We start from the raw sequence: 17,409 nt of genomic DNA, 5'->3' as shown, positions 1-17,409 counted from the left end.
AGCCGTCAGGGCGCGGACTGCAGCGCCCCGGCCACGCGGCTGCCCCCGCCGATGGCGCGCAGCACGAAGGGGCGTGGCGTGTCGTTCACGTAGGTGGCGTCGGGCACGCCCGACAGGCCGATGCGGGCCTGCAGGGTGGCGTTGGGCCAGAAGTTCGGGGCGCTCACGTTGGTGGCGCCGGGGATGTTGGCCGCCACGTCGAACACGTTCTGGCTCTGGCTCACGTTGCCGCTGGCGAAGCCGCCCGTGATGAGCGCCGGGCTGGCGGTGCCCGCGAACAGGTTCGCTGTGAGGCTCACGCTGCTGGCGCCATTGGCCACGTACAGATAGCCGCCGCCCGTGCGTGTGCTCACCAGGGTGTTGTGCACCAGGTGCAGTGATCGCGCGGGGTTGGAGTAGCCCTCGAAACCGTAGGCGACCAGGTAGGCGTTGTCCGCGTTCGGGCCCTTCTGCAGGAAGTTGCCGCGCAGCACGACCTGGCCGCCGTTGGGGAAATCGGTCTGGTAGCTGGCGGTGCCGCTGGGGCCGTCCATGAAGTAGCTGTTTTCGATCAGGCTCTCGCGCGCGCGGCTCTTGAGGTTGTGCCCGATGCGGGCCTGGCGGAAGAAGCTGGCGCGCACCACCAGCCGATCGATCTGGCCGACGTAGAGGTTGTGCGTGTAGCCGTCGCCCCGGCCGTTGCCGGCGAACTCGGAGTAGCTGATGTCGATGCTGCCGTTGCCCGCAGTGGACAGCAGGCCGTTCTCGTTGTCGTAGAAGCCGCTGTTGACGATGCGCAGCGTGCCGCTGGTGTGCTCCGCGCGGATGCCGGCACCGTTCTGGTCAGGCACGGTGGCGTTGTGGAAGGACACGCCATCGACCGTGACGTTGGCGCCACCGATGACCCAGATGCCCTTGCCGCGCGCGTTCTGGCCATCGGCGTACAGGCGGGCATGGCCGCCCACGCCGCAGATCGTGAGGTCGCTCGCCGTCCACTGCGCCACGGCGGCCGAGCCCCGGTAGTCGCCCGCGCTGATGCGGATGGTGTCGCCGGCGCGGGCGGCACCCGCGGCGGCACTGGGCGAGGCATACGCCTTGCCGGGTCCGACCTCAAGCACCCGGCCGGCGGGATTGGCGCAGGCGGCCCCCAGACCGGGGCCGGCGCCCGGCGGCAGGGGCGTCACGCCCGACGGTGGCACGGGCGCCGGACCCGGGTTCTGGCTGGGTGGGGCCGCCCCTCCGTCTGCGCCGCCTCCACCGCCGCAAGCGGCCAAGGCAACAACGAGGGAAGAGAGCAGGAGCAGACGATGAGACATGAAACAGCACCAAGGCCTGCACGCACGCAAGGCCGGAAAAGACAAGGGGATGGACTCAGTATCCGACGCTCCCCGCCACCCGCCGGCCCCGCGGGCGGTAGCGATTCGTAAAAGTCGCGCCGAGAATGCGCCCATGAACACCTCCATCCGCCTCATCGGCGTGCCCACCGACATCGGCGCTGGCGCACGCGGTGCCTCCATGGGTCCCGAGGCCCTGCGCGTGGCCGGCCTCGCGGCCGTGCTCGAGGCGCAGGGCCTCTCGGTGACCGACCTCGGCAACCTCGCGGGGCCAGCCAACCCCTGGCAGCCGCCAGACAAGGGCTACCGCCACATCGACGAGGTGCGGGCCTGGAACCTCGCCCTGCACGGCGCCGTGCTCGCCGAACTGCGCGCCGGGCACCTGCCCATCGTGCTGGGTGGTGACCACAGCCTGGGCCTGGGCTCCATCAGCGCCGTGGCAACCCATTGCCGCGAAAGACACAAAAAGTTGCGGGTGCTGTGGCTGGACGCTCACGCCGACTTCAACACCGCCGCGCTCACGCCCAGCGGCAACCTGCACGGCATGCCCGTGGCCCTGCTGTGCGGCCTGGGGCCGCCCGAGCTCACGGGCATCGGCGGCCATGTGCCCGCCGTGCAGCCGGCGCAGATCCGCCAGATCGGCATCCGCAGCGTGGACGCGGGCGAGAAGCGCCTGGTGCACGAGCACGGGCTGGAAGTGTTCGACATGCGCTACATCGACGAGATGGGCATGCGCCACACCATGGAGCAGGCCCTGGACGGCGTGGACGCGGACACCCACCTGCACGTGAGCTTCGACGTCGATTTCCTCGACCCCGAGATCGCGCCCGGTGTCGGCACCACGGTGCGCGGCGGCCCCACCTACCGCGAGGCGCAACTGTGCATGGAGATGATCGCGGACACGGGCCGGCTGGCCTCGCTGGACGTGATGGAGCTCAACCCGGCACTGGATGTGCGCAACCGGACGGCTGAACTGGCGGTGGATCTGGTGGAAAGCCTGTTCGGGAAATCGACGCTGATGCGCCAAGCGTAGCGCGGCGCGACGCCCGGATCATGTCCACCGCCTTCTCGGCGATCATGATCACGGGCGCGTTGGTGTTGCCGCTCACCACACGCGGCATCACCGAGGCATCGACCACGCGCAGACCCCGCACGCCGTGCACGCGCAGCTCGTGGTCCACCACCGCGCCTTCGCCCGGCCCCCCTGCCGGCCCCATTCGGCAGGTGCCCACGGGGTGGTAGATGGTGTCGGCGTGGTTGCGCACGAACTGCTCGATCTGTGCCTCGCTTCGGGCCTCGGCCGAGGCGCGCGATTCGACGCCGCCGAAGCGCGCGAGCGCGGGCTGGCCCAGCAATTGCCGCATGAGCTCAAAGCCGCGCACCAGGCGCGCGGTGTCGTCCGGGTCCCGCAGGAAAGCGGGGTCGATCAGCGGCATCACCTGCGGGTCGCGGCTGGCCAGGCGCAGCGTGCCGCGGCTCTTGGGCCGCAGCAGGCACACGTGGCAGGAGTAGCCGTGGCCAAACACCGTCTTGCGCCCGTGGTCCACCAGCTTGCCGATCACGAAGTGCAGCTGCAGGTCGGGAACGGACTCGTCGGGCGCGCTGCGGATGAAGCCACCCGCCTCCGCGAAGTTGGTGGTCAGCGGGCCGGTGCGCGCCCGCCGCCACTCGGCGATGCCGCGCAGCGCCGACCACACACCCTTGAACGACAGGCCGAACAACTCGGTTGCGCGCGGCGCATTGACCACCTGCACCACGTCCACGTGGTCGTGCAGGTTGGCGCCCACGCCGGGCAGGTGGTGCAGCACGCGGATGCCGTGCTCGCCCAGGTGATCGCCCGGCCCGATGCCCGAGAGCATGAGCAACTGCGGCGAACCGAAAGCGCCCGCGCTGAGCACGACTTCGCCGCTCCCCTCCTTGCAGCGCAACAGTTGCAGCGGGCCGCGCCCGCCATTGGCGCGGTACTCCACCGCCACGGCACGCGGTGCCTGGCCTTCTTCCTCGTCCACCACCACGCGGCACACCAGCGCGTCGGTGACGACCGTGAGGTTGGGCCGGCCCAGGTGCGGCGTGAGGTAGGCCTTGGCGGCGCTGAAGCGCTCGCCGTTCTTGTGCGTGACCTGATAGTGGCCGATCCCCTCCTGTCCGGCGCCGTTGAAGTCGGCGTTGATCGGGTAGCCCGCTTCGCGCGCCGCCTGAATGAAGTGGGACACGAAAGGGTTGGGACTGGTGAGGTCGCGCACGTTGAGCGGCCCGCCGGTGCCATGGAACGCATCGGCGCCGCGCTCGTTGTGCTCCGCCCGCTTGAACAGCGGCAGCACGTCGGCCCAGGCCCAGCCCGGGTTGCCCTCGGCGGCCCAGGCGTCGTAGTCGCCGGGCTGGCCACGGGCGTAGATCATGGCGTTGACCGAGCTGGAACCGCCCAGCACCTTGCCGCGCGGCTGGTAGCCGCGCCGCCCGTTCAGGCCGGGCTGTGGCACGGTCTCGTAGCACCAGTTGGCCTGGCCGTTTTTCGCCAACACGGCCAAGCCGGCGGGGCAATGAATGAGCACGCTGCGGTCGGGCGGGCCGGCCTCGATGAGCGCCACGCGCAGGGCCGGGTCTTCGCTGAGGCGGCCGGCCAGAACGCAGCCGGCCGATCCGCCGCCCACGATGATCACGTCGTACATGCTGTCTCCTGCATTGCCGCAGACGCCCGGACGGGTACACGACAATCGGAGGCCAAGGTATCAGGCGCCCCCCTCGTGGTGTAGGCAGGCGCGCCTAGCCGAGACGCCCGCGCGACGCGGGTTTCCCCTCATCCCACTCCCTTCTCGACGAGGTTTTCGCATGAGCAGCAACAGCATCCAGACGGTCGGCATCATCGGCTCGGGCACCATGGGCAACGGCATCGCCCAGGCCTGCGCCACCAGCGGCATCCGCGTGGTCATGGTCGACATCGCGCAGACCGCGCTCGACAAGGGCCTGGCCACCGTCGCGGGGAGCCTGGACCGGCTGATCAAGAAGGAGAAGATGACGGCCGAGGCCAAGGCGCAGGCGCTGTCGCTCATCAAGGCCAGCACCCACTACGACGACCTCAAGGGCGCACAACTCGTGATCGAGGCCGCCACCGAGAACGAGCCCCTGAAGATCAGGATCCTGCAGCAGCTCGACGCGCTGCTCGCGCCCGAGGTGATCGTCGCCACCAACACCAGCTCGATCAGCATCACCAAGCTGGCCGCCGCCACGAAGCGCGCCGACCGCTTCATCGGCATGCACTTCTTCAACCCCGTGCCCATGATGGCGCTGGTGGAAATCATCCGCGGCCTGCAGACCAGCGACGCCACGCACGCCACCGTGAGGGCCCTGGCCGAGGCACTGGGCAAGACGCCCATCACCGTGAAGAACGCGCCGGGCTTCGTGGTCAACCGCATCCTGGTGCCCATGATCAACGAGGCATTCTTCGTGCTGGCCGAGGGCCTGGCCACGGCCGAGGACATCGACGCCGGCATGAAACTGGGCACCAACCAGCCCATCGGCCCGCTGGCGCTGGCCGACATGATCGGCCTGGACGTGTGCCTGGCGGTGATGAACGTCTACGTCGAGGAATACAACGACAGCAAGTACAGGCCCGCCCCGCTGCTCAAGGAGATGGTGGCCGCGGGCTGGCTGGGGCGCAAGACGGGGCGCGGGGTGTACACGTACTGAGGCGTCAGGCCCGGGCCCGCGGATGTCCGGGCGCCCCGGCCTGCCTCATCGCGGCTACTCGTCTTCGCAGACCCTACCAGTGGGATAGGTGGTAGTGGTGCCGTGCAGGGCACCCATGTAGGCCAGGTAGCGCTCCGCGCGCTCGGGGGTGTTGGCGGTGATGGCCTGGAGCTTGAGTGTGATCGAAAACCCGACCTTACCTGCTTGGCTTTGTTGCTCCAATGGCAAACCCATCTCGGCAGACTCTGACATGCATGCGGTCGCAGCCATACTGGCATCGGCCAGCGCCATCAACGCAGCACGATCGTTCAAGTCGATGGTTGCGATCCTCTGCTGCACGCGAGCCCTCTGCCTTGCCGCTTTTTTGACCGCATCGCTCACCGGCAGTGCGGCTATGTAGACATCGATGTCATCGCGAATGCCGTTGTTATCGGCATCCGGTCCAGCGACGTCAGTGGAGCGGTCAAGTTCCGGCAGAACGCCCTGCTTCTCCAGTGCGTCGAGTTGGTCCTTCATGCTGGGTTCGGCTGGCCGCGTCACGGGTTCGGTGGACACAGGTGCGGAGGCGGACGGTGACGAAGACTTGCCACCACCGCAAGCGGACGCCAACAAGGCGAGGATCGCGAGGACGAGAGGTCGAGTGAAGCGGACAGTCGATGTGAACATGGGTGCCTCCTTGTGTCGTGGGTGATCAGAGCGCATCGAGCGCCTTCGTGACGAACTGACGGATCTGGGCGCGCACGGGGCCCGCCTCGTCCAGGTAGGTGGCGAGCAGCTTGTGGCCCGAACGGTCCTGGCTGTTCACCGGCAGGCTTACGTTGGACACCGGCAGATAGGTGCCGTCGACCCGCCGCAGGCCGTTGATGACGACGTCGCTGTCGGCGAGCACATAGGGGCCGCGCAGCGTGGGGGAAGCGGGCGCGATGTGCACCACCTGCGCCGCGACGTAGCCGGTGTCCTCGCCCACCACCTGGCCGGCCCGCCGCGAGTGCGCCAGATAGGCGTCGTAGGCCGCGTTGACGAACAGGTTGCCCTGGGAATGGGCCACCAGCACGGCGCGCTCGGCCCGCTGCCCCGCCCGGATCAATTGCGCGGTGTGCTCGGCCGTGTCCTGGGCGGTGGGCGGGTCATCGGCCAAGGCCGTGCTCAGGGCGGTGATCTTGGCCAGCGTGGCGTTGGCCAGTCCATCGAACCAGCTGGACAAGGCCTTGTCGCTGCGCACCACGCGGGCCACCAGTCGTTGGGTAAGCGAACCGGCCTGGTCGCTCTGACCGGTGACTTGGTCCCAGAAATACTCCCATCGCCGTGAGAGCAGGCCGTCCATTTCGGCGCTGCGCTGGCGGAACACCTCGGCCACGTCCTGCAGGCACACGTCGTCGGCCCTGCGCTTGCAGCTCTGGTTGTAGAACAGCTCGTAGCGGATCGGTGCGTCGCGCCAGTTGCGGCCAAGAAAGTCCTGCTTCTTCATCACCTCCAGCGAGCGCTCCGCTTCTTCTCGCGTATTCCAAACCCCATTGAAGAACCCCACCAGATAAGCCATCGTGTAGCAGGGATACTGAAAGTCGCTGCCGAATCCGATGCTTTCAAAGGTGCCGCGATGCTGAAATCCCGGGCGGCCATCGTGAGGCCAGACCCTGTAGAGGTCGTAGCGGACCCAGAAGGGAAACTCGGAAATCACATCCACTGCGGGGTTCGTCACCCAAGGCCGCGTCGTTTTGCTCAGCTCCGGCGTCTGGTCCGTCAGATAGGACAGGCGCGCAACCGCATAGTCGTCCCATCCACTGCTGTCCTCCGGACAGGGCTCTCCCTTGATATGCCCGTCACCGCCGCAATCGACGAAACCCGGTTCACACTCAGGAGGCCCCATGCGCGCCTCGAGAAATGGCAGATCACAGGTGAGTCGCCGGGTGCCTTCGACCGTTCGCTGATCCGGCCGGGGCGGGTAGCGGAAGTTGGTCTCGATAACCTGCCGCTTCATGCGAACGTCCCCACACAATTGATAGGGCTTGGCGGCGGCAGTCAGGCTGGCCGCGAAGAACACAAAAGGCATCACTGCCCACGCATAACGGGTGCACACGGCTTTCTCCCTGAAACGGCCATGGCGCGGGATGTCCATGGCGCGGCGGCAGCTTAGGCCGCAGCGTTCATGCATACCCTCCGGGAGTGGTCAGCAGACGACCAACCAAGGCCCTTGAAGCGCGCAGGGAACTGGAGGAAGGACCGGCGGCACGCCACGCGCCTGGCCTACCATCACGGCCATGAGCGACTACGACTTCGATCTCTTCGTCATCGGCGGCGGCAGCGGCGGCGTGCGCGCCGCGCGCATGGCCGCGCAGCGCGGCCTGCGCGTGGCCCTCGCCGAGGTGCTGGGCACGCAAGGCCTGGGCGGCACCTGCGTCAACCTGGGCTGCATCCCCAAGAAGCTGTACAGCTACGCCGCGCACTACAGCGAAGCGTTCGAGGAAGCCCGTGGCTTCGGCTGGCAACTGGGCGAGACGCGCTTCGACTGGGCCACGCTCAAGGCCAACCGTGCGAAGGAAATCGCCCGCCTCAACGGCGTCTACGCCAACCTGCTCAGCGGCTCGGGCGTCACGCGGTTCGACGGCTTCGCGCGGCTGGTCGGCGACCACGACATCGAGCTCGCGACCCTGCACGCCGACGGCTCGCCCGGCCACCAGCGCTTCAGCGCCGCCCACATCCTCATCGCCACGGGCGGCACGCCCCATGTGCCGCATTTCAGCGGGCGAGAGCACGTGATCACCAGCAACGAGGTGTTCGACCTCGAGCCCTTCCCGAAGCGCCTGCTGATCGTGGGCGGCGGCTACATCGCCTGCGAGTTCGCGTGCATCTTCAACGGCCTGGGCGCACGGGTCACGCAGCTCTACCGCGGCGAACAGGTGCTGCGCGGCTTCGACGACGAGATCCGCCACTTCGCGTCCGCCGAAATGGCCAAGGCCGGCGTGGACCTGCACCTCAACGCCGGCGTGGTCGACATTCGCAAGACCGACGACGGCCTCGTCGTGCGCTGCGAGGACGGCAACACCCTCACCGTGGACGCCGCGCTTTACGCCACCGGCCGCGTGCCCAACACCGAGGGGCTCGGGCTCGAAGCCGTGGGCGTGGCCCAAGGCGCCAAGGGCGAGGTGATCGTCGACGAACGCTACCGGACCAACGTCCCTCACGTCTTCGCCGTGGGCGACGTGACCGACCGCGTGCAGCTCACACCCGTGGCGCTGGGCGAGGCCATGGTGGTGGTGGACGAGATCTGCGGCCCGGCGCCAGGCAAGGCGCCGCGCGACATGAGCTACGACTTCGTGCCCACGGCCGTGTTCACGCACCCCAGCATCGGCACCGTGGGCCTGAGCGAAGCCCAGGCGCGCGAGCGCTTCGGCGATGTGACCATCTTCCGCAGCGAGTTCAAGGCCTTGAAGCACACGCTCTCCGGCCGCAACGAGCGCACCTTGATGAAGCTGGTGGTGGACACGAAGACCGACCGCGTGGTGGGCCTGCACATGGTGGGCGCCGAGGCGGGCGAGATCGTCCAGGGCTTCGCCGTGGCGCTCAAGGCCGGCGCCACCAAGGCGGTGTTCGACAGCACCATCGGCATCCACCCCACGGCCGCCGAGGAATTCGTGACGATGCGCGAGCCGGTGAAGCGTGCCGCGGCCGGCTGAACAGACCGCGCGGCATCCCCGCAGGCGAATCGTGCATTCGCGGTATGGCATGGAGAACTCGGTAGGGTGAGCATGCGGCTCCTTCCCAGGATGCCCCATGTCCACCCGCACCAAGCCCACCCACTCCGATTTGTTCCGGCTCCTTTGCCTGGCGCTCTGTACCCTGGGCGCCCTGCTGCTCACACTGACCTTGCTGCCGGGCTGCGGGGGCGGCCTCGCCACGCCGCCGACCACCGGTGCCGTGAACAGGAATGCTCCGCCGCCCGGTGCCGAGCCCTCACCCATCGAGCTCACCGCCTCACTGGCCACCGTGAAGCGGCTCACATTGAATTGGTCCTGGTCCGAACTCGCGTCGGTGCAACGCGCGCTCATCCTCGAAGACCCGGACGGCGATGGTCCTCTGCCTGCCACGCCACTGGCCGAGGTGCCCGCGGCCGCCGGCAATGCCACCGTCGAGATCTTCTTGCCCATCGCTCTCCAGGCAAGCTATCGGGTCGCGCTTTGCGATGGCGAAGCGTGTACGTCGTCCGGCACTCTTCGCCTCCAGGGCAGCCTCGAGGAAACCATGGGCCGCTTCAAGGCAGACGCACCGCTGCAGAACGCGGAATTCGGCATCTCCGTCGCTCTGTCGCAAGACGGCTCGGTCATGGCGGCGGGCGACATCACCGGCGCGGTGCACCTGTTCGAGCGCTCGGGCCCCGGCTCGTGGACGTCGCGCGGGCCAGTGGAGGCGCCGAGCCCCGCCCCTGGCCAACTGTTCGACCGGGCTCTCGTCCTGTCGGCCGATGGCAGCGTTCTGGTCTTCGGCTCCATCGGTCTCAACGCCGCAGGTGCGGCGTACGTCTACCGCCGCCAGGGTGATCGCTGGCTGTTCGAACGCCACCTGCAAGGCAGCGAGCTCGGCCCGAACGACCAATTCGGCCACAGCCTGGCGCTGAGCGGTGATGGCCGCACACTGGCGGTCGGTGCACCCACCGACGACGGGCCCGCCGACAGCCGCCTGGACGACGGCGCCGTCTACGTCTTCACAGAAAGCAATGGCCTTTGGACGGAAACGCTGCTGCTGCGCGACGGCAGCGGCGCGCAGGAAGAGTGGTTCGGCGCCTCGCTGACGCTCAACGCCGACGGCACCGTGCTGGCGGTGGGCAGCGCGTACAACAACGCCTCGGGCCTGGGCGTGCATGCATTGCCCATCGACGATGTCAATGCGCCCGGCTCCGGCGCGGTCTACCTGTACACACGCACGCTGGGCACCTGGTCCCTCGACGCGTTCATCAAACCCCCGATGGACCTCGGCACCGGAGCGTTCGGCTCCGCCGTCGCACTGGACGCCCGGGGCAAGACATTGGCCGTGGCCGCCCGCGAGGCCGACCTGGACGCGAACGGCCTGGTGTCCAGACCGGCCCACTCGAACAGCGGCAGCGTGCACGTCTTCGTGCGCTCGGAGGGCGGGCCATGGGCGCCCCACGGCGCGCCCTTGCGCAGTCCCGTGCCCCGCAGGTCCGACGAATTCGGCCGGGCCCTGGCGCTCAGCGCGGACGGCCAGACCGTGGTGATCGGCACGCAGTACAACGACTACAGCGGTCTTGGCGTGTCAACCGCCGAGTCGCCGATCGTGACCACCGATGCAGGCTCGGCCTACGTCTTTCGGCGCCAGGCCAGTGGCTGGGAAAGCGCCACCATCCTTCAGCCCAGCGACCACAGCACCACCGGCGACCGGGACGTTCGCCTCGGCAGCGCGGTGGCCATCAGCGGCGACGGGCGCACCGTGGCCGTGGGCGCCCGCTCGCACGGCGGCCCCGGCTCGGGCGTGAGCAGCGATCCGGCGATTGCCTACGGCGACGACCCCGCTTTCGCCTTGTCCGGGGCGGTCTTTCTCTATTGACCGGCACCCGCCGGCGCGGCTCAACCCATCCACGCCAGCAGCCCCACGCCGAGCAGCGTGTGAAGCCACAAGCCGGGCGCCAGCCATCGCAGGTAGGCCCAGCCGCCCGACGCGCCAGCGGTGACCGACTTGCTGCCCGCGTGCACCAGCAGCACCAGCATCAGGGCCTGCCGCCCCGGCGCGCCGGGGGCGGCGTCCGAGAAGACGGCGGCGGCGGAAGCGTGCAGGTCGGCCAAGGCGCCAATCACCGCGCCCGCGAGCAGGCCCGCCTCGCCCAGCCAGCCCTGCAAGCCGTGCACCAGCGCCTGGATGGCCGCCAGCAGCACCGCCACGGCCAATGCGCCGCCCAGGCTGAACATGCGGTCCTCGCGCGGCGCGGGCAGCGCCTCGGTGCGCGGCGTGGCGCCGGTCACGGCCACCTCGGCGCCATCGCGGTGCACCAGCCACCAACCCCAGGCCAGCGCCAGGGCCCCCGCCGCCAACGCCGGCAGCCACAGCACCGACAACCAGGCCGGCCGAACGGCGGCGGCCACCATCAGCAACTGCAACTGCGTGGACACGCAGGACAGCAGGCCACCGCCCGCCATGGCCCGTGCGCGCGCGGCGTGCGGCCGAACCGCCAGCCCCAGGCTCGCGATGGTGGCCGTGCTCGACACGAATCCCGAGGCCAGCGCCGACAGCGCCACCGCGTGCCGCGTGGCCAGCAGCCGGCGCGCCAAATGGGCCGCCGATTGCAGCGCCAGCAGCAAGGCCAGCAGGGTGCCGATCGCACGCGGATTGAGGGCCTCCCCCCACAGCGGCCGATCGGGCAGCAGCGGCAGGGCCAGCAGCACCAGGGCCGCCAGCAAGAGGCCATCGCGCAGCTCGCTGGGTCGCAACCAGTGCGTCGCGAAGCGGTGGGCGCGTTCGCGCACCGCCAGCACCACCGTGAGCGCCACCGCCAGCCCCGCTGCCAGCGCGGCGCTGTGCGCGCTCAGCACGCCCACCAGATAGGTCAGCAGCAGCGCCACCTCGGTCGTCACGCCGGGGTCATCGGAGCGGTCCTTCAAATAGGCCACCACACCCAGGCCGGCGATGAAGGCCGCGCCCGCCACCACCACGCCATTGAGCCCCGTGAGCATTGCCGCGGCGCCCGTGACGCAGGTGAGCGCGAAGCTGCGCAGGCCGGCCAGCGCGCGCGCCGGCCCCTGACCCTTGCGCCGCTCGCGTTCGATGCCCACCAGCAGGCCGCAGCCCAGCGCCACGGCCAGCGTGGCGGCCGCGTGGGACAGGTCAGCAGAATTCAGGCCGTTCACTCCACAATAGCCGCATGCAAAAGACGCCCGAATTTACCGCCCCCCAGCGCTTCGACGACCCGGACGCCGCGCTCGCGCAGGTGCGCCGCATCTACCAGAACAGCGTGGAGTTTCTTCGCCAGGCACTGCACGACTACGTGGACGGTGCCGACTTCCACGACGTGCGCGTGCGCGCCTGCTACCCCTACGTGCGGCTGGTTAGCCACAGCAACCTGCGCCTGGGCGAAGGCGCCGACGAACTCGGCCGCCAGCGCCTGAGCTATGGCTTCGTCGCCGGCCCGGGCCGATACGAAACCACGCTGACCCGGCCCGACCTGTACGGCGACTACTACCGGGAGCAGTTCCGCCTGCTGCTGGCCAACCACGGGGGCGAGATCGAGGTGGGCACCAGCACCCAGCCCGTGCCCATCCACTTCTCCTTCGCCGAGCACGACCACGTCGAAGGCCAGATGAGCGTGACGCGCCGCGCCTTCATGCGCGACGTGTTCGACCTGCCCGACCTCACCGCCATGGACGACGGCATCGCCAACGGCACCCACGAGCCAGGGCCGGGCGAGGCGCACCCGCTGTCGCTGTTCACCGCGCCGCGGGTGGACTACTCGCTGCAGCGCATGCGCCACTACACCGGCACCTCGCCCGACTGGTTCCAGAACTTCGTTCTGTTCACCAACTACCAGTTCTACATCGACGAGTTCATCAAGCTCGGCCACGCCGAGATGGAGAACCCCGACAGCCCCTACGTGGCCTTCATCGAGCCGGGCAACGTGGTCACGCGCCGCGCGGGCCTGCCACACGTGGCGGGCGACGAACTCGGCCACGCCCCGCCGCGCCTGCCACAGATGCCCGGCTACCACCTCATGCGCGAAGACCGCAGCGGCATCACCATGGTCAACATCGGCGTCGGTCCGGCCAATGCCAAGAACATCACCGACCACATTGCCGTGCTGCGCCCGCACGCCTGGCTGATGCTGGGCCACTGCGCCGGCCTGCGCACCACGCAGCAACTGGGCGACTACGTGCTGGCCCACGCCTACGTGCGCGAGGACCACGTGCTCGACGAGGAGCTGCCGCTGTGGGTGCCCATCCCGGCATTGGCCGAAATCCAGCTCGCGCTGGAGGCGGCGGTGGCCGACGTCACTGGCGTCGCCCCGGGCGAGCTCAAGCGCATCATGCGCACCGGCACCGTGGCCAGCACCGACAACCGCAACTGGGAGCTGCTGCCGAACAACATGCCGCAACTGCGATTCTCCCAGTCGCGTGCGGTGGCGCTGGACATGGAATCGGCCACCATTGCGGCCAACGGTTTCCGCTTCCGCGTGCCCTACGGCACCCTGCTGTGCGTGAGCGACAAGCCCCTGCACGGCGAGATCAAGCTGCCCGGCATGGCCAACCACTTCTACCGCGAACGCGTGGACCAGCACCTGCGGATCGGCATCCGCGCGGTGGAGCTGCTGCGCGAAGGCGGCGTCGACCAGTTGCACAGCCGCAAGCTGAGGAGCTTCGCGGAGGTGGCGTTTCAGTAGCGGGCTTCTATTTGTCCGAAATACATGCTATTTTTCGGACAAATAAGCGCTTTCCACTCCATGCCCCGCGCCGCTTCGCCCCACAGTCTGGACACCCTGATTTCGCGCCGTGTGCAACGCTCACAGGCCGGCGCCGTGTTCACGCCCGATGCCTTCGCCGCCATGGGCAGTCGCGCGGCCATTGACAAGGCCTTGCAGCGCATGGTCCAACGAGGCGAACTGCGCCGCCTGTCCCGTGGCCTCTATGACAAGCCGCGCCACGACGCACTGCTGGGCGTTCTGTGGCCCTCCGTCGACGCCATCGTGAAGGCGGTGGCGGGCAAGGATCGCATCCGCACCCAGCCCACAGGGGCGTATGCAGCCAATCTGCTCGGTCTGTCGGAACAGGTTCCTGCTCAAGTGGAATTCCTCACCGATGGCATCAGCCGAAGGGTGCAAGCCGGCCCCCTGAAGCTCAGTTTCAAGCGCACCACGCCACGCCAGATGGCTGCGGCCGGCCGCTTGAGTGGCCTGTTGATCCAGGCCTTCAAGAGCCTGGGGGCTCCCCACATCAGCCCTGCACGCATTCGGCACCTGCGCGAGACACTACCGGTCGAAGAGCGGGCAAAGGTGCTGCAGGACCTGGCACTGGCCCCTGCCTGGATGAGACCCCTGTTGCGCGAAGTCGCGCGCACAGATGAAGCACCTGCACAACTTTCTGCAGGGAAAACACCGCATGCCCTTCGCTGAACAGTTCCTGTCCTTGTCGGCGGAACGCCGCGCCCTGGCCTTTGAACAGGCGGCCGCTGGCCGGGCAGGCCAGTCGGTCATCCTCGAAAAAGACTTCTGGGTCTCCTGGCTGCTGGGCCTGCTGTTCTCGCAGCCCGAGCTCGCGCCGCACCTCGTGTTCAAGGGCGGCACCTCGCTGTCCAAGGTGTATGGCGTCATCGACCGCTTCTCCGAAGACATCGACCTGTGTCTGGTGCCCGAGTTCGTGGGCGCCGACGCGGCTGGCTTCGACACGCTGGGCAGCCGGGTGAAGCGCGACGCGGCCATGCTGGAGATGCAGCGCCTGTGCGCCCACAAGACGCAGGAACTGCTGATGCCGCTGCTGGAGCGGCGTATCACACAGGCGCTGGGCCAGGCGCCCAAGGGCACATGGCTGCGCTACGAGCTGGACACGGACGCGAAGTCGCCCATCGTGTACTTCCGCTACCCGAGCGCGCAAGCAACCGACTTCGCCTACCTGGCCCGGGAGGTGAAGCTGGAACTGGGCACGCTGACGGATCAGCAACCGACCGAAAATCGCCCGGTTCGCCCCCTGCTGGCGGACGCGTTTCCTGCACTCTTCGGCGACTGGACCTGCGAAGTCACCACCCTGGCCCTGCAGCGCACTTTCTGGGAGAAAGCGACGATCCTGCATTCGGAATTCCATCGCCCACCCGACTCGCCCACGCCAGACCGCTACGCCCGCCACTACTTCGACACGGTCAAGCTCCTGGGTCATCCGGATGCCATCCGTTTCCTGGCCGACAAAGTGCAATGCGAGCGCGTGGTCGATTGGAAAAGCCGCGTCTTCGCGCGCGGCTGGGCGCGCTACGACCTGGCGCGACACGGCAGCTTCCGGCTGGTTCCAGCCGACCAGCGCCAGCGCGCACTGGCGCAGGACTATGCAAGGATGCGCCCCATGTTCCTGTCCGAGCCGCCGCCCTTCGATGACCTGATCGGGCGGTTGGCGAACGCAGAGGACGCCATCAACCGATCCTGAGTTCGCCATGGCCACCACCCGACGCAAGTTCATCCTAGGCACGCTGGGCGTCACCGGCGCCCTGGTCATCGGCTGGAGCCTGATGCCGCCGCGCCAGCGGCTCACCACCTCGCGGCCACTGCCCACCAGTGAAGGCGAGGTTGCCTTCAACGGCTGGGTCCGCATCGCGCGCGACGGCACGGTGACGGTGACACTGGCCAAGAGCGAGATGGGCCAGGGCGTGGTCACCTCGCTGTGCATGCTGCTGGCCGAGGAGCTTGACGCCGACTGGTCGCGCGTGCGCTGGCAGCAGTCACCCATCGACAGGATCTACAACAACATCGCCAGCGTGGTGGATGGCCTGCCGGTGCACCCAGACACCGACCACCCCGGCATCGACACCTTGAAGTGGCTCACCGCCAAGGCCATGCGCGAGATCGGCGTGATGATGACTGGCGGTTCGTCGAGCGTGAAGGACCTGTGGATGCCCATGCGCCAGGCCGGCGCGTCCGCGCGCGAGATGCTGGTGGCCGCCGCCGCCGCGCAGTGGGGCCTGGCACCCGCCGACTGCCAGACCGAGAACGGCGAAGTGATCGCGCCCGACGGGCGCCGCCTGGGCTACGGCGCCCTGGCCGCCGCCGCAGCCCAGCAGCCGCTGCCGCGCGACCCGGCGCTGAAGGAACCCGGGCGCTTCAAGCGCATCGGCCAGCCCACGCGCCGCCTGGACACGCCCGGCAAGATCGACGGCAGCGCGCGTTTCGGCGTCGACGCCCTGCCCCAGGGACTGCTGTACGCCAGCGTGCGCCTGTGCCCCACCCTGGGCGGGCGCGCGCAGCGCCACGACGACGCGCCCGCGCGCGCGCTGCGCGGCGTGAAGGCCGTGACGGCGGTGGAACCGCTGCGTGGCGGCACGGGCGGTGTGGCGGTGATCGCCGACCACCCCTGGCGCGCAAGGCAGGCCGCCGACCGGCTGGACGTGACCTGGGACCACGGCGCGCTGGCCGAGTTCAGCAGCGCCGCCGCGATGCAGCGCCTGGCCGACGCCGCGCGCAGCGAGCGGGGCTACGCCTTCTACGAAACCGGCGAGGTGGACGCCGCGCTGGCGGGCGCGGCCAAGCGCATCGACGCCGAGTACCGCGCGCCCTGGCTCGCGCACGCGGCGATGGAACCGATCAACTGCACCGTGCTGTTCGAGGGCAACAAGGCCACGGTGTGGGCGTCCACCCAGGTACCCGGCCTGGCCCGCGCGGCGGCGGCCGAGGCCCTGGGCCTGCCAGACGAGGCGGTGACGGTGCACGTGCTGATGCTGGGTGGCGGCTTCGGCCGGCGACTGGAAACGGACTTCATCGCGCAGGCCGCGGCCATCGCCAAGGCGGTGCCGGGCCAAGCCGTGCAGACGATGTGGAGCCGCGAGCAGGACACGCGCCATGACCTGTACCGCCCCGCCTGCGTGGCGCGCTTCGAGGCCGGCTTCGACGCCGACCAGCGCCTCGTGGCCTGGAAGAACACCAGCGCGGGCCAGGCCATCGTGCCGCAGGTACTGAAGCGCGCCTTCGGACTGCCCGGCGGCGGACCCGACAAGACCACAAGTGAAGGCGCCTTCGACCAGGCCTACGAATGGCCGGCCGCGCGCATCGCGCACGCGGCGGTGGAGCTGCCGCTGCAGGTGGGCTTCTGGCGTTCGGTGGGCCACTCGCACCAGGCCTTCTTCAAGGAAGGCTTCGTCGACGAGTGCGCGCACGCGGCGGGCGTGGACCCCTTGGCCTTTCGCGAATCGCTGCTGCGCCAGCACCCGAAACAGTTGGCCGTGCTGCAAGCCGCGGCGAAGGCCGCGAACTGGGGCACGCCCTCGCCGCCCGCGCCCGACGGCGCCCGGACCGCGCGCGGCATCGCGCTGCACGACTCCTTCGGCTCCAGCGTGGCGCAAGTGGCCGAGGTCTCGCTCGGTCCCGACAAGGCCATCCGCGTGCACCGCGTGTGGTGCGCCATCGACTGCGGCTTCGCGGTCAACCCGGCGGGCATCCGCCAGCAACTGGAAGGGGGCGTGGTGTTCGGCCTGTCGTCCGCGCTGCACGGCGGCGTGGACATCGTCGATGGCCAGGTGCAGCAGAGCAACTTCCACGACCAGCCCATCCTGCGGCTCAACGAATCGCCGCGTGTGGAGTGCGTGATCCTGCCCGGCAACGGCCACCCCGAGGGCGTGGGCGAACCCGGCGTGCCTCCCATCGCGCCCGCCGTGGCCAACGCGCTCTTCGCGCTCACGGGCCAGCGCCTGCGCAGCCTGCCGCTGAAACTTGCCTGAGGAG

Annotated in this window: 13 protein-coding genes; 8 read left to right on the top strand and 5 right to left on the bottom strand. The window is 69.2% G+C overall.

Annotation, left to right across the window (positions count from 1 at the left end):
• Nucleotides 1-5: 5 nt before the first annotated feature.
• On the bottom strand, nucleotides 6-1,178 hold the full coding sequence (locus tag GTO19_RS06075) for a hypothetical protein (protein ID WP_291031098.1): 1,173 nt from the start codon (nucleotides 1,176-1,178) through the stop codon (nucleotides 6-8).
• 250 nt (nucleotides 1,179-1,428) lie between these two features.
• Here GTO19_RS06075 and rocF point away from each other — a divergent pair, with 250 nt between their 5' ends.
• A complete protein-coding gene (gene rocF / locus GTO19_RS06070; protein ID WP_291019169.1) occupies nucleotides 1,429-2,346 on the top strand; it encodes an arginase in 918 nt (305 codons plus the stop codon).
• Here the strand turns inward: rocF and GTO19_RS06065 are convergent.
• Nucleotides 2,249-3,982, bottom strand: coding sequence for a GMC family oxidoreductase (locus GTO19_RS06065; RefSeq protein ID WP_291019166.1), 1,734 nt, complete (start codon nucleotides 3,980-3,982; stop codon nucleotides 2,249-2,251). The genes rocF and GTO19_RS06065 overlap by 98 nt on opposite strands.
• A gap of 160 nt (nucleotides 3,983-4,142) precedes the next feature.
• On the opposite strand from GTO19_RS06065, the gene GTO19_RS06060 reads away from it, so the two are divergent.
• Nucleotides 4,143-5,000 carry a 3-hydroxybutyryl-CoA dehydrogenase gene (locus tag GTO19_RS06060; protein WP_291019163.1) on the top strand — a complete coding sequence of 286 codons (858 nt, stop codon included), beginning with the start codon at nucleotides 4,143-4,145 and terminating at the stop codon, nucleotides 4,998-5,000.
• Between the two features lie 54 nt (nucleotides 5,001-5,054).
• On the opposite strand, the gene GTO19_RS06055 is transcribed toward GTO19_RS06060, so the two are convergent.
• Together GTO19_RS06055 and GTO19_RS06050 are read right to left on the bottom strand one after the other, a co-directional pair.
• On the bottom strand, nucleotides 5,055-5,516 hold the full coding sequence (locus GTO19_RS06055; RefSeq protein ID WP_291019162.1) for a hypothetical protein: 462 nt from the start codon (nucleotides 5,514-5,516) through the stop codon (nucleotides 5,055-5,057).
• A gap of 175 nt (nucleotides 5,517-5,691) precedes the next feature.
• Nucleotides 5,692-7,116 (bottom strand): hypothetical protein, encoded by a 1,425-nt coding sequence (locus GTO19_RS06050; protein ID WP_291019160.1) that lies wholly within the window; start codon nucleotides 7,114-7,116, stop codon nucleotides 5,692-5,694.
• Between the two features lie 142 nt (nucleotides 7,117-7,258).
• Here GTO19_RS06050 and gorA point away from each other — a divergent pair, with 142 nt between their 5' ends.
• Both gorA and GTO19_RS06040 read left to right on the top strand, forming a co-directional pair.
• Nucleotides 7,259-8,674 (top strand): glutathione-disulfide reductase, encoded by a 1,416-nt coding sequence (gene gorA, locus GTO19_RS06045; RefSeq protein ID WP_291019158.1) that lies wholly within the window; start codon nucleotides 7,259-7,261, stop codon nucleotides 8,672-8,674.
• 97 nt (nucleotides 8,675-8,771) lie between these two features.
• Nucleotides 8,772-10,559, top strand: coding sequence for an FG-GAP repeat protein (locus GTO19_RS06040; RefSeq protein WP_291019156.1), 1,788 nt, complete (start codon nucleotides 8,772-8,774; stop codon nucleotides 10,557-10,559).
• Nucleotides 10,560-10,579: 20 nt separating this feature from the next.
• Here the strand turns inward: GTO19_RS06040 and GTO19_RS06035 are convergent, their stop codons facing one another.
• Nucleotides 10,580-11,854, bottom strand: coding sequence for a DUF4010 domain-containing protein (locus GTO19_RS06035; RefSeq protein ID WP_291019153.1), 1,275 nt, complete (start codon nucleotides 11,852-11,854; stop codon nucleotides 10,580-10,582).
• Between the two features lie 14 nt (nucleotides 11,855-11,868).
• Here GTO19_RS06035 and GTO19_RS06030 point away from each other — a divergent pair, with 14 nt between their 5' ends.
• From GTO19_RS06030 to GTO19_RS06015, 4 genes are read left to right on the top strand one after another with little or no spacing between them, the layout of a single operon-like run.
• The gene (locus tag GTO19_RS06030; RefSeq protein ID WP_291019150.1) at nucleotides 11,869-13,377 is read left to right on the top strand and encodes an AMP nucleosidase; all 1,509 of its coding nucleotides are present in this window, start codon (nucleotides 11,869-11,871) and stop codon (nucleotides 13,375-13,377) included.
• 24 nt (nucleotides 13,378-13,401) lie between these two features.
• Complete coding sequence (locus GTO19_RS06025; protein WP_363302956.1) at nucleotides 13,402-14,106, top strand: DUF6088 family protein; 705 nt, start codon at nucleotides 13,402-13,404, stop codon at nucleotides 14,104-14,106.
• Complete coding sequence (locus tag GTO19_RS06020) at nucleotides 14,093-15,124, top strand: nucleotidyl transferase AbiEii/AbiGii toxin family protein (RefSeq protein WP_291019146.1); 1,032 nt, start codon at nucleotides 14,093-14,095, stop codon at nucleotides 15,122-15,124. The genes GTO19_RS06025 and GTO19_RS06020 overlap by 14 nt, the downstream gene beginning before the upstream one ends.
• 7 nt (nucleotides 15,125-15,131) lie before the next feature.
• Nucleotides 15,132-17,405 carry a molybdopterin cofactor-binding domain-containing protein gene (locus tag GTO19_RS06015; protein WP_291019144.1) on the top strand — a complete coding sequence of 758 codons (2,274 nt, stop codon included), beginning with the start codon at nucleotides 15,132-15,134 and terminating at the stop codon, nucleotides 17,403-17,405.
• Nucleotides 17,406-17,409: the final 4 nt, after the last annotated feature.

This window comes from Hydrogenophaga sp., assembly GCF_011772445.1.
Taxonomy (GTDB): domain Bacteria; phylum Pseudomonadota; class Gammaproteobacteria; order Burkholderiales; family Burkholderiaceae_C; genus Hydrogenophaga.
Note: the sequence above shows the minus strand (reverse complement) of the source record. Positions and strands in the feature narration are given on the sequence as shown.